Consider the following 12,803-nt stretch of genomic DNA (forward strand, 5'->3'; position numbering starts at 1 on the left):
TCAAATCATGGAATTACATAATTACTATCAACTCTTACATATTGACAAATTGGCCGATTTAGAAACGATTAAAAAAGCATTCCGACAAGAAATTGCTATGTATCATCCCGACAAAAATTCTGCTCCAGGTGCACGTGCACGTTTTGATCAGCTTGTTGAAGGTTTCGATATTTTATCTAATCCCAAAAAACGAGAAGCCTACGATAGATTATTGAATGCTTCAGAAACAAACAAACCAGTTATAATTGCTCCAAAAGAAGAGGAAAAACAATATAAAGATTGGAAAAAGGAATCTAAGAAAAAATCTGACGACTATTGGCGTACATCACTTACCGAACTATTACTTCTAGACATCTTTTTAGAAACAGGTGGTGGTTTGTTTTCTGGTGCTGGTGATATATTAGAAGATCTTGGCGATTCTTTGGGTGATATTTTCGATATCTTTTAAGAGAGCCATTCTTTAAAATCCTTAACACGCTCTCTTGCAACAATAACATCCTGCTCCTTAAATGTATTTAGTTTTATTTGAAGTCTAGAATTGGTATAACTTACCATATCAGCTATGGCATTAACATTGACATAAAATTTCCGACTAATTCTAAAAAATTTATGTGGTTCTAATTCATCCTCCAACTGTTCTAAAGTGGTATCTAAGAGGTAATTCCTGCCTTCCGATGTAAACGCATAAGTTCCTTTGTTTTCGCTATAAAAACATTCAATATCATCAATATTAATCAATTTTAGATGTTGACCAACCTTAACCGAAAAACGCTTCTTATATTCGCGCTCTATTGGATTAACTAATAGTTTTTTGATATCATTAAAATCTAGAGTAACTGCTTGCTGCTTTTTGGGCGCACGATCCTTAAATTTTGATACAGCTTTCTCCAAATCATCTTCATCAATAGGCTTTAACAGATAATCAATACTATTGAGTTTAAAAGCCTGCAAAGCGTATTCATCATAAGCTGTCGTGAATATTACAGCAGATTTAATTTCAACCGTTTCAAAGATTTCGAACGATAAGCCATCACTAAGTTGAATATCTAAAAATATCAAATCAGGATGCTCATTATTTTGAAACCAATCAATAGATTCCTCTACAGAATGTAACATAATATCGGTTTCAATTTGTACTTCTGCAAGCATACGTTTTAAACGTCTTGCTGATGGTTTTTCGTCTTCAATAATGATAACTCTCATACTTATTTTGTGGTAGTTTATTAAATGTTATTCGTAGCGATTAAACTTCTCTCTATCTTTTTCCATATACTCTTGTATTTTCCTTTTCTCCCAGTTTTTACCAAATATAAAATTTGGACCAAAGACTCCTAAGAAATGGAATAACAAACCTATACCCCAAAATAATGGCGTGGCAAAAGTTCCAAAGAACCAAAAGCCTTCATCGGTATTGGTACCTATGAGTATGATTAAAAAAATATTTACTATGATGTATATGGCCAAATGCCAGTAAAAACCTATAACCTTATCTAATCTCTTTTTGGCTCTTAAATATGCTTCTTCTTTCACAAATCTATTTTGTGCTTCCAACTCATCATAAGGCTCTATATTGTAATTTTCCATAGTCTTAAAAATTAAATTTCTCTTCTTCCTCGTCCATATACTTCTGTATACGCTTATCTTCCCAGTTTTTACCTAAAATATAGTCGATTCCAAAAGTTGCAAAAGCATGAATGCCTAAGCCTACACCCCAAATAAACCAAAGCGCAAACGTGGGAAACTCAAAAAATGATTCACTAAAAGATTCGCCATTATTTAAATTTCTGGTAACCTTCATTATTGTTATAAAAGTGTTTACGATTAAGTAAGCTAGTAAATGTCCATAAAAACCACGTATTCTGTCTACTTTACTCTTAGCTCTTAAATATTTACCTTCCTTAGGTTGATTGTAATTTTTCATGATCTTTTCTTTTTAACTCCAATGGTTATCTTCTTCATCTTTCATAAACTCCTCTATTTTCTTACGTTCCCAATTTCTTCCAAAAACACCATCATTAACGAATACTTTAAAGGCATGAAATGTTAGTCCTATTCCCCACCCCAACATTGGCCACCAAAACCATTGGTAATGCCATGATGTATAATAATTAACAAAGGCTAAAAATGGAATTACGATGCAGTAAGACAGCAAGCTGTAATAAAATTCTTTAAGTTCTTCGACGCGTTTTCGCGCTCTTACATATCTGTCGTCAAATTTTGACTTTGGTTCTATTGCTTTCATGATTGTTACTTGTTTTGTGAGCATTGGTATTGCGACTGCAAAACGTTTTGCTTCTTGATTGATTGATACTTTTTTATTTGATAATAATTTATAGCGTTGTTTGATATTTTCTAAGCCAACACCACTGCTCTTTTTTACAATTTGTTTGGGTTGAAGATTATTTTGCACGACAAGCATCCCTTGATCTTCAAATATTTTAATATGTAAAGGTCTACTGCTAGTTACCATATTATGCTTTACAGCATTTTCTAATAATAACTGAAGTGATAACGGTACAACTTTACTTTCTGGGTTTGTTGCTTTATTTGGTATTTCAAAGACAATACTATCTTCAAAGCGCATTTTTAAAAGCGACATATAGGTTCTAGCAAAATCTAATTCTTCATCTACTGTTATTAGGTCCTTGTTTTTCTGCTCTAAGACATAACGATATACTTTAGATAATGACGTTGTAAACTTTTGAGCATTTTTGGGGTTCTCTTCTATTAAACTCGTTAATACATTTAAACTGTTGAAGAGAAAATGTGGATCCAATTGATTTTTTAAAGCATCGAATTTTGCGCTTGCTGCTCCTGCGATTACTTTCTGTTCTTTGATTTTATTTTTCTGGTATCTATTATAGAAAAATATCACATGAAATATAGAAACAATACTTAACGTAATCCAAAGCCCGAAAGCATATCCTTCCCACGTTTCTCGTTCAATAAATGCACTAAATGATACACCGTATATGACGACACTTATAAATGTTCTTAGAAGAAACAATGCTATTAACGTAATTACCGTCGACCCAATAACTCCAACTAATATGCGCTTTATGGTATCTCCCTTTTTCCAAGAACGACCTTCCATATAATCAAAGAAAGCCATGTTAGAATATCCTAATACAAAAGCGTACAATTGGTAAAATCCGAAATCAATTAAAAACGCATTAACTGTTTTGTAATTAAAACCGTCAGATAATGCTTGTCCGATAACAAATACAACGCATCCAATGACAAAGGTTAGAATGATATTTTTAATTGATTTTCTCATAATGCTTACTCTTTACAAGATTTAATTACTTGTTCTGCACGTTCTTTTCCCCAATTTGGGTGTAAATCACTTTCTGGTTTAAAGTTAGTGAAAAGTTCAATGGATTTTTCCATTTCTGCGCAATAGGGTTTTGTATCTTGGCCAAAGTATTTAGCACTTCCCATACCCCATTCGGCCTTACCAAAAACGACTCTCGGGTTTTTAGGATTTAACTTATAGGCCTGATTGTAAAGTTCGGCTATTTTTCCGCCGTATTTCATTCCATACGTCATTCCATCAAAAGCCACCCAATTAGTTAGTACTTGTGCTTGCATCACTAAAATTTCTGGATTATCCTTACTAATTGCTATAGCGCTATTAATATGTTCTTGCGCTTTATCTAATTGTGCTTTTAAAATGTTCTCGTCTTTTTCTGACCAACTTTTTAAACTATTTATTTGTGCAATATAATAATGCGGTAACCATTGATCTGACTCTGCTTTTGAAATACGCTCAAACATATTTTCTGCTTCGTCGGTCTTATTGTCTTGCCAAAGTGCAAACGCTTTTTGCATTCCTTTTTCAAAATTGGTCTGAGCCGAAAGCACCTGGCTAAATAAAAGAAATATTAATATTTTAACTGCTGTGTTCATAATGGTTTGTTTTATCTGAAAAATCTTTCAGTGTTGTTTGATAGAGCAAATATCCTATACGAACTACCCTTTTGAAAAATGAAATAACCGAATTGTAACATTTAATGGACGAATTGTAAAAATCTTAAAATAAAAGTAACTTATCTTGCAACTTAGCTACTAACACTATATCTATTCTAACAATAAATCATAATTATGAAAAAATTAGCTTTACTCATTTTAAGTCTGTTTTTTGTTTCTTCAATTTCAGCACAGGATAAACGTTTGAAGGGTGTTGAAAAGGAGTTAAACAAAATTTTAGAAGCTACCAATGCACCAGGATTTGCTGTTGCCGTCGTTGAAGGGGATAAAATCGTATATGCCAAAGGATTTGGGTATAGAGATTATGAAAATAAAATCCCTGTTGATGCCAATACGCTTTTTGCGATTGGTTCATCTACAAAGGCATTTACATCATCAATCTTAGGCCTATTAAGGGCAGACGAAAAGCTCTCATTTGATGATAACCCTAGAACGCATATTCCTGAATTAGAATTTTATAATAATGATATGAACAACAACATTATCATTAAAGACCTTATGAGGCATAGTACTGGTTTGCCTAGACATGACGGTTCATGGTACTATTTCCCTACGCACGACAAAGACAGTCTTTTAGCACGAATTAAACATCAAGAGCCATTTACGGGAATTAGACAACAATGGTATTACAATAACTTTGGGTTTTTAGCGCAAGGCGTTATTGCCGAAAGAATTACTGGTAAAAGTTGGGAGGACAATATTAAGGATTACTTTTTTGTGCCATTAGACATGAACAGATCTAATGCTACAATTGCCGAAATGAAGTCGAGTTCTAATGCGGCATTAGGTTATGAACTTAAAAAAGGAAACGTGATAAGCAAAATGGATTATTACGATATTGCTGGCATGTCTCCTGCAGGAAGCATTAATAGTAGTGTTAATGATATGTCTAAATGGTTAATTACATGGATTAATGATGGAAAATATAAAGGTGACGACATTATCCCAGAAAGTTATATTAACGAAGCTCTCAGTTCTCAAATGGTAGTTGGTGCCAATACTCCTGATGACAAATTTCCAGATATTCATTTTGCAAACTATGGCTATGGTTGGTTTTTACAATCATACAAAGGACATTATCGCGTAGAACATGGTGGAAATATTAATGGGTTTTCTGCCAATGTAGCTTTCTTCCCTAGTGACAAAATAGGTATCGTTGTGTTAACCAATCAAAACGGTTCGGCAGTACCATCTTTAGTGAGAAATACGATATCTGATCGTATGTTAAACGAAGAACGTTCAGATTGGATAGGACGTTATGAGGAAGGTCTAGAGAAAAACAAAAAGGCGCAGTCTGATGCGGAAGAAAATTCAGAAACGTCTAACGTTAAAAACACTAAACCTTCTCATGTTAACCAAGAGTATACTGGGACTTACTCAAACAAGGGTTATGGAGAATTTGAAATTGTTCTTAAAAACGATTCACTTTTCACACAAATAAACACGGACAAGCTATATGTGCACCACTATCATTACGACACTTTTGAACTTGTTGATGTTGTAGATGGAAAAGTAGATACTACAGATTATGGCCAATCACTCAAACTAACGTTTGAAATTAACGATACAGGCGATATTTCTGGTGCCAAAGCAAAAATAGAACCTACGGTTGATCCTGTTGTGTTTAAGAGAACGCCTAATACGATTGATGTAGATTCAAAAACACTAGAAATCTATACTGGTGAATATGACATTTCTGGAACAGGCTTTAAAGTTTATACCAAAGGTGATGCCCTTTATTTATTTATCAAAGGTCAACCAGAATATGAATTAATTCCAACTTCAAAACATAAATTCTCGTTCAAAACCTTAGAAGGCTTTAAAATTGAATTTATTGAATCTGATGATGGAACAATTAATGAATTAAAAGCCATTCAACCTAATGGCACCTTCGTTGCCAAACGAAAATGATGACGAACATATATGGTATTGCCATAAGCACTCTTTTAAAAACAGAGTGCTTTTTTTAGTCATCAACTTCTGATAATACTTTATCTGTTGCCCACTGTATAGCTGTTTCTAAATTAGCAAATCGTTTTATTTTTTTGTGAAAAAACAAATTTTCGATAACGACATGTAAAAAACTACTTCTGGTATAGCCTACAATTCCGTATCCTTTTAGTGTATAACTCTGCTTATAGAATTTAAGCCAATCACTCGGCATAATAGAATAAGAATGAATGCGATGTGAGATATAAATCAAATCTGAACCATTATTTCCAGAAAACTGAGCAACATCATCAGATACGTTAGTCATATGTTCATCCCAATTTATGGTGAAACCTTCTTTCATTTCAGATATAATGAAACCGTCAAAAATGAAAACATCTCCAAATTCATAATTGAGTTCTTTAAGTATTTTATCATAAAAGACTGTTTCCTTTATACTAATCATATATTGAATTTAACATTTTAAGTTCAGAAAAGCCAACTATTAATTATAAAATCAATGGTGAGAATCAAAAATTGATAATAATAATTAAGACATTTCGTTTTATTTTAAACAACATCAACCAACCATGAAAAAGTTACTTTTTGGTAGTGTACTTCTAGGTATTGCCGTAGCAATGCTCTATGGAGGTTTACATCTCTTTGGAAGACATATTTATAACACGCAATCTTGCCAACTCTACAATATTGATAGTATCGAATTGCGGACAGGTGTTAACATTCCAAAAATCACATCAACAGATTGTACTTGTGAAAACAATAGAAAAATTTCAAAATTTAAAATTGACACAGACAAAGTTGACCTAGATGATTATATTTCAAAAAACGATTTCACGCAAGTTGACAATCTTTATATCAAAGAAAACGACACTAAGAATTCTACCTATAAAGTTATCTTTAATAAAGCTAAGGCAGAGATTTTAGTCGATTTAATTTATAAGAACAATTAAATTCTAATTTGAAAAATAAAAAAGCACCACAAATTGTGGTGCTTTTTTTATATCGAGTGAATATACTATTTCACATCCATTAATTCTACATCAAAAACTAGGGTTGCATTTGGAGGAATTACACCACCAGCTCCCGCCGCGCCATAACCTAAATCACTAGGAATAACTAAACGTGCTTTATCTCCTACATTAAGTAAACAAATACCTTCATCCCATCCTGGAATAACTTGACCAACTCCAACTTGAAAATCTAAAGGTGAGTTTCTTTTGTAAGAAGAATCAAATACAGTTCCATCTGCTAACTGACCTTTATAATGTACAGAAACCATGTTACCCGCTTGAGCTGCTTTACCTTCTCCTTTTTGGATAATTTGGTAACGTAAGCCACTTTTCGTTTCCTCGAAGCCAGCAGCTAACTTATCTAACTCTGCTCTCGCTGCTTCTCGTTCTGCGGCTACTCGTTTTTCTCTAGCGCCTTCAAACACTCTAAACGCCTCTACAGCATTAAAACCTTCAGCTTCTGCTCCCACTTTTACAATTTCCAATGTGTTTATTTGGTCGCCCTGTGCAATAGCATCAACAATATCTTGACCTTCAATTACTTTTCCAAAAACCGTGTGATTATTATCCAACCAAGGTGTTTCTACATGTGTAATGAAAAATTGGCTTCCGTTTGTTCCAGGACCAGAATTAGCCATAGACAATATACCTGGTCTGTCATGCTTTAAATCTGGATGAAATTCATCATCAAATTTATAACCTGGATTTCCAGTTCCAGTACCTTGAGGGCAACCACCTTGAATCATAAAATCTGGTATAACCCTGTGAAATTTCAATCCATCATAATATGGTGTTCCTTGAGGCTTCACTGTATTTTCTAAATTTCCTTCAGCTAGAGCAACAAAGTTACCTACAGTTCCTGGTGTTTTTTGATATTCTAAAGCGACTAAAATTTCGCCTTTTGTTGTATTAAATTTTGCGTATAAACCGTCTTGCATGGTATTTAATTTTAATTGAGGTGCAAAGATAACAAACTCTGTTAGAAGTGAGACCCTAGATTTGGAATTTGAACATCATAAGATTAGCTTTGCCAAAAATAACAATACCATGAGTTTTTTTACTAAGTTAAAATCTGCCCTCGGAAATTCAAAACCAATAGATACAGCATCTTCCTCAGACACTATTGAAGCTATTACTAGTGATATTGAGCATGAACCTTTTGCTATTGCCGAACACAATGTTATGTATTCTGGACTAAATGAACTTGGTGGTTATTATTTTTTTCAAACTGTTATTGTTGGGAACTTTCAAGTTAAAACGAAAAAAGGTGGTCAATTAATAATAAGAGGTGAAAATTTTGAATTAACATTGGCATCAGACTCGGTTGAATTCGAATCTGACCCAACAGACGTAAAAGGTCGAAGTATTACGAAAATTGATTTTCAAATTGAAGAAGATGATGCGGCAAAAATCACTAACTCGAAACTGGACGATTTAGTGTTGAAATGCAAAAAGTATGAGATTAGATTTTCAGCAATTAACAACGATAAGAAAACATAATTAGCTACTTCTCTTCAAACTCAGGACAATCAAGTCTAATCGCTTCACTCAGTAGTTCTTTTTCAAGCAAACTACAATAATCTGACGTTGTATGTTTTTGATAAAACTTACAGCCAAAACAGGTACGCTGAACACTTAATAGTCCTATTCTATTCAACTTATAAATAAGCTCACTTAATGTACTAAATAAACCTTCTAAATCAGATTGCTCAAAATGATCTAATTGCGTTTTAAGTGGATTTGCAAAATCATGAACTTGAGCAATGATGTCTTTTCCTGAAGGTGATAATTGAATATTATACCTGCGACTATCTATTGTAGAATAGTCTTTAATAACTAAGCCTTTTTTATTTAGAATTTTAATGGCATCACTAATGGTTGGTTTAGTCACATTAAATTCTTTGGCTAAATGACTTACATTACACAAATCACTCTTATGAAAGGATATAAAAACTAGAATTTGAATTTGAATTGGACTCAAACCTACTACTTTTGATTTCTCCCAAAGTAGTATTTTAAACACTTCAGAAATGCGCTCAAGCCCTGTAACAATTTTACTTGATAAGTCTTTTTGTTGCTGATCTGGATTAAAAATACTGTTGTCTTTCATAAAAAAGTCCCGCATTTAATTGCGGGACAAAGTTAGTCATCCTAATTAAATTAATTACAATTTTCCATTTCGATAATAAAATAGCCCTTTTTTAAAATTTCTTTTTCGACGTCTTCCGTTGCTTGTTCCATATGACACAAACGACATTCTTTTGTCGATAACATCTTATTATAAATGGATTTGCTTTTTAAATAATCATTTCCGAAGCCAAAAATTGTAGCTTCATCAGTTGTCGTGCTCGATACGAGAATGTCAAAATGCATTACATTTCCATCATCGCGTTTCACATAAGTATCCCAAACTGAAACTCTCATTATTTCTTCACTTTATAAGGTAATGACAAATCTCCGCTAGCCACACTAAACACGTCATATACACCTAACATTGGTAGATTATCATTGCTCGTATTCACTTTCATGAAAGCCGTAACACCATCGTAGTTAAAATTGATTTGATTGTTAATTCTATAATCTGGTACAATGACTTTAATTGTATTGGCATTTGCTGCTACGGCATAACCTGGAGAATCCATGTACATAGGCATTCCTGGATTTGTTGGAGGCAAAACAACTGTTTTATCTGCTTTCTTAAACTGCTTAACCGAGAGCCCACCAGCCACTCTTTTATCTTCGTGCAAGACAACCCAATGCGGATGCCACACAATACCGTCGTTATCATATATTTTGTCATTATTTTCATCCCATAATGGGGTGTCATCAAAATCGGGATGCGAAGTTAAAGCCAATGCTACTATCCCATTGGTTTGGTTAAAACCAACATCTGTAGGTTTTAAGGAGGTAGGAAATACATAACCTAAAACTGGAGCACCATCTAGTTGTCCAGCTTTTATTGGAGTTGTATGTGCTGCCTTACCATTTACGTCAATTTCCCAAACAGTTAAACTTAAATCTGCGTTATGAGTCACACGAACATCTTCAATCTTGAAATCTGCATTGTTGTATGGATTATCCTGCGCACAAGACCATGTTGTACTTAAAATAAATACTATTGCTATTGATAAACTTATTGTTTTCATTATTCCTTTTGATTTAGAATAGCCAAGACTCCTTTTATATTAGGAGTCCTAACTATATTGATTAAAAATTAGCCTTTTACGTCTGCCATTGAGGCTCCAAAATTAATATGGAGAGCGTGACCGTTTGGCGTTACTAAGGCCGGAACTGATTTGACACCTGCTGCCTCGGCTTCTGGGATTCGTGATCTATCTTCCCCAATATTGACAATTTCTACGTTGTCTTGTCCTACTAAATTTACGATGTCATGCTCTGCGCTTACACAAACAGAACAGCCAGCGTGATAAAAAATTGATTTACTCATAAGATTCTTTGTTTTTGATTTTGCATTATTGCTTTGTAAATATAGTTAGGATTCCTAACTAATAAAAATATTTAACATTTAATTTTAGAAATTAGCCTCACTCGTTCTATTAGTTTTGAATTTTAATTAGCCACTTCGCTAATAAATTTGATACGATACAATCGCAGTTCTTCATCGTCATAATCACCATCAAATTCTTCTATTGCAACATCAATTTTGTCGGTTTCAGACTCCATAAAATATTCATGGATTTCTTCTTGTTGATCTTCATCTAAAATATCATCTAACCAATAATTAATATTGAGCTTTGTTCCAGAGAATACAATAGCTTCCATTTCTTTAACAAAATCTGGCATAGACATACCCTTAGAAGATGCGATGTCTGTTAATGGCAGTTTTCTATCAACATTTTGAATAATATAAAGTTTGATTGCCGAATTAGAGCCTGTACTTTTAACCACAAAATCGTCAGGTCTATCAATACCATTATCATCCACATATTGGGCAATTAATGCCACAAAATCTTTTCCGTATTTTTTAGCCTTACCATCTCCAACACCATGAACATTACTCAATTCATCTAACGTGATTGGATATTTCAATGCCATATCCTCCAGCGATGGGTCTTGAAAAATAACAAAAGGAGGAACTCCTAGTCTTTTAGCATTTTGTTTACGTAAATCTTTAAGCATTTTCATAAGTGCCTCATCTGCAACACCTCCACCACCTTTAGCAGCTGTTACGATGCCATCATCGGTTCCTTCATCAAAAACATGATCCTCAGCCATCATAAAGGATTGAGGAGACTTTAAAAAGACTTTTCCAAGTTCAGGAAGACGTAAAACTCCATATGTTTCAATATCTTTTTTGAGCAATCCTGCTACAAGTACTTGACGAATCAAAGCCATCCAATAGCGTTTATCTTTAGCTTTTCCAACACCAAAAAAGGGTTGTCCATCGGTTTTGTGAGAAGAAATTAATGCATTCGTTTGACCAACCAACACTTGTACTAAATCTTTAGACTTATATTTTTCATTTGTTTTCTCTACAGTTTGTAACAAAGTCACCACCTCATCTTTGGCTTCATTCTGTTTTTTAGGATTACGAACATTATCATCCATATCTCCTCCTTCACCTGTCGCATTATCAAATTCTTCGCCAAAATAGTGTAGAATAAACTTTCGTCTAGACACTGAACTCTCTGCAAAAGCCACCACTTCTTGCAACAATGCATGACCAATTTCTTGTTCAGCTACTGGTTTTCCAGACATGAATTTTTCAAGTTTTTCTATATCCTTATATGCATAATATGCCAAGCAATGACCTTCTCCTCCATCTCGTCCAGCGCGTCCTGTTTCTTGATAATAACTTTCAATACTTTTAGGAATATCATGATGAATAACAAAACGTACATCGGGTTTATCAATTCCCATTCCAAATGCAATGGTAGCAACAACGACATCACAATCTTCCATTAAAAACATGTCTTGATGCTTTACACGAGTTTTGGGATCTAGTCCTGCATGGTAAGGAACAGCTTTTATTCCGTTTACTTGTAGAACCTGTGCTAACTCTTCAACACGTTTCCTACTTAAACAATATACAATACCTGATTTTCCTTCGTTCTTTTTTACAAATCGAATAATATCTGCATCGACATTTTTCGTTTTAGGTCGGATCTCATAGTATAAATTAGGTCTATTAAAAGACGCTTTGAATGTCGTAGCACCTTGAATATCCAAACTCTTTAAAATATCTTCTTGAACCTTAGGTGTCGCAGTAGCGGTTAATCCAATAATTGGGATATTATCACCAATTCGTTTAATAATGTGTCTCAGGTTTCGGTACTCTGGTCTAAAATCATGACCCCATTCACTAATACAATGCGCTTCATCTACAGCCATAAAAGAGATAGTCACAGTTCTTAAAAACTCAACATGTTCCTCTTTGGTTAATGATTCTGGAGCTACATATAGTAGTTTTGTTACGCCGTTGGTAATATCTTCTTTAACGCGTTTAACTTCCGTTTTATTAAGTGAAGAATTTAAAACATGGGCAACACCTTCTTCATTTGAAACACCTCTAATGGCATCCACCTGGTTTTTCATTAGCGCAATTAGTGGTGATACAATAATTGCTGTCCCATCTTTTATTAACGCAGGAAGTTGATAACACAATGATTTTCCTCCTCCTGTAGGCATTATAACGAATACATCCTCACCAGCAACAACGCTTTTTATTACACTTTCTTGAAGTCCTTTAAATTTTGTAAAACCGAAGTACTGTTTAAGTGCAGAATGTATATCAATTTCTTTTATACTCATTAATCCCTATTAGTATTTTTGATACATTTGCATAAACCTAAAGATAACAATTTCTTTAAACCCATCAAACTCAAAAAAAAT

General features: G+C 33.7%; 16 protein-coding genes. 4 read left to right on the forward strand and 12 right to left on the reverse strand.

All coding sequences use genetic code 11. The features are described from left to right. The first annotated feature begins 7 nt into the window (after positions 1–7). Positions 8–448 carry a J domain-containing protein gene (locus Q0893_RS12945; RefSeq protein ID WP_298903275.1) on the forward strand — a complete coding sequence of 147 codons (441 nt, stop codon included), beginning with the start codon at positions 8–10 and terminating at the stop codon, positions 446–448. Here Q0893_RS12945 and Q0893_RS12950 read toward each other — a convergent pair. Genes Q0893_RS12950 through Q0893_RS12970 form a run of 5 tightly spaced genes read right to left on the reverse strand, consistent with a single transcriptional unit; the run spans position 445 to position 3,909 of the window. Continuing rightward, complete coding sequence (locus Q0893_RS12950) at positions 445–1,203, reverse strand: LytTR family DNA-binding domain-containing protein (protein ID WP_298903272.1); 759 nt, start codon at positions 1,201–1,203, stop codon at positions 445–447. The genes Q0893_RS12945 and Q0893_RS12950 overlap by 4 nt on opposite strands. Positions 1,204–1,230: 27 nt before the next feature. Further along, entirely contained in the window at positions 1,231–1,584 is a 354-nt protein-coding gene (locus tag Q0893_RS12955; RefSeq protein WP_298903271.1) for a 2TM domain-containing protein, read from the reverse strand. A 4-nt stretch (positions 1,585–1,588) separates the two neighbouring features. Beyond that, complete coding sequence (locus tag Q0893_RS12960; RefSeq protein WP_298903269.1) at positions 1,589–1,921, reverse strand: 2TM domain-containing protein; 333 nt, start codon at positions 1,919–1,921, stop codon at positions 1,589–1,591. A 12-nt stretch (positions 1,922–1,933) separates the two neighbouring features. Then, positions 1,934–3,277 (reverse strand): 2TM domain-containing protein, encoded by a 1,344-nt coding sequence (locus Q0893_RS12965; RefSeq protein ID WP_298903268.1) that lies wholly within the window; start codon positions 3,275–3,277, stop codon positions 1,934–1,936. Between the two features lie 5 nt (positions 3,278–3,282). Continuing rightward, positions 3,283–3,909: a hypothetical protein gene (locus Q0893_RS12970; RefSeq protein ID WP_298903266.1), complete on the reverse strand. Its 627-nt coding sequence runs from the start codon at positions 3,907–3,909 to the stop codon at positions 3,283–3,285. 195 nt (positions 3,910–4,104) lie between these two features. On the opposite strand from Q0893_RS12970, the gene Q0893_RS12975 reads away from it, so the two are divergent. Beyond that, positions 4,105–5,901: a serine hydrolase gene (locus Q0893_RS12975; protein WP_299276244.1), complete on the forward strand. Its 1,797-nt coding sequence runs from the start codon at positions 4,105–4,107 to the stop codon at positions 5,899–5,901. A gap of 55 nt (positions 5,902–5,956) precedes the next feature. Here the strand turns inward: Q0893_RS12975 and Q0893_RS12980 are convergent, their stop codons facing one another. Then, positions 5,957–6,385 carry a hypothetical protein gene (locus Q0893_RS12980; RefSeq protein ID WP_298903264.1) on the reverse strand — a complete coding sequence of 143 codons (429 nt, stop codon included), beginning with the start codon at positions 6,383–6,385 and terminating at the stop codon, positions 5,957–5,959. Between the two features lie 124 nt (positions 6,386–6,509). Between Q0893_RS12980 and Q0893_RS12985 the strand changes: the two genes are divergently transcribed. Next, positions 6,510–6,890: a hypothetical protein gene (locus Q0893_RS12985; RefSeq protein ID WP_298903263.1), complete on the forward strand. Its 381-nt coding sequence runs from the start codon at positions 6,510–6,512 to the stop codon at positions 6,888–6,890. Between the two features lie 65 nt (positions 6,891–6,955). On the opposite strand, the gene Q0893_RS12990 is transcribed toward Q0893_RS12985, so the two are convergent. After that, a complete protein-coding gene (locus tag Q0893_RS12990) occupies positions 6,956–7,888 on the reverse strand; it encodes a peptidylprolyl isomerase (protein ID WP_299276249.1) in 933 nt (310 codons plus the stop codon). Between the two features lie 109 nt (positions 7,889–7,997). Here Q0893_RS12990 and Q0893_RS12995 point away from each other — a divergent pair, with 109 nt between their 5' ends. Next, on the forward strand, positions 7,998–8,450 hold the full coding sequence (locus Q0893_RS12995; protein ID WP_299276252.1) for a hypothetical protein: 453 nt from the start codon (positions 7,998–8,000) through the stop codon (positions 8,448–8,450). A 4-nt stretch (positions 8,451–8,454) separates the two neighbouring features. On the opposite strand, the gene Q0893_RS13000 is transcribed toward Q0893_RS12995, so the two are convergent. The 5 genes from Q0893_RS13000 to Q0893_RS13020 all read right to left on the reverse strand — a co-directional run bounded on the left by Q0893_RS13000 (position 8,455) and on the right by Q0893_RS13020 (position 12,722). Then, a complete protein-coding gene (locus Q0893_RS13000; protein WP_298903260.1) occupies positions 8,455–9,060 on the reverse strand; it encodes a MarR family winged helix-turn-helix transcriptional regulator in 606 nt (201 codons plus the stop codon). A gap of 50 nt (positions 9,061–9,110) precedes the next feature. Beyond that, positions 9,111–9,374 carry a DUF2024 family protein gene (locus tag Q0893_RS13005; protein ID WP_299276255.1) on the reverse strand — a complete coding sequence of 88 codons (264 nt, stop codon included), beginning with the start codon at positions 9,372–9,374 and terminating at the stop codon, positions 9,111–9,113. Further along, on the reverse strand, positions 9,374–10,096 hold the full coding sequence (locus tag Q0893_RS13010; protein ID WP_299276258.1) for a hypothetical protein: 723 nt from the start codon (positions 10,094–10,096) through the stop codon (positions 9,374–9,376). The genes Q0893_RS13005 and Q0893_RS13010 overlap by 1 nt, the downstream gene beginning before the upstream one ends. A gap of 68 nt (positions 10,097–10,164) precedes the next feature. Continuing rightward, positions 10,165–10,398 carry a thioredoxin family protein gene (locus tag Q0893_RS13015; protein ID WP_299276261.1) on the reverse strand — a complete coding sequence of 78 codons (234 nt, stop codon included), beginning with the start codon at positions 10,396–10,398 and terminating at the stop codon, positions 10,165–10,167. A 122-nt stretch (positions 10,399–10,520) separates the two neighbouring features. Then, entirely contained in the window at positions 10,521–12,722 is a 2,202-nt protein-coding gene (locus tag Q0893_RS13020) for an ATP-dependent DNA helicase RecQ (RefSeq protein ID WP_298903256.1), read from the reverse strand. Between the last annotated feature and the right edge of the window lie 81 nt (positions 12,723–12,803).

It is taken from the genome of uncultured Psychroserpens sp., assembly GCF_947494225.1.
Classification (GTDB): Bacteria; Bacteroidota; Bacteroidia; order Flavobacteriales; family Flavobacteriaceae; genus Psychroserpens.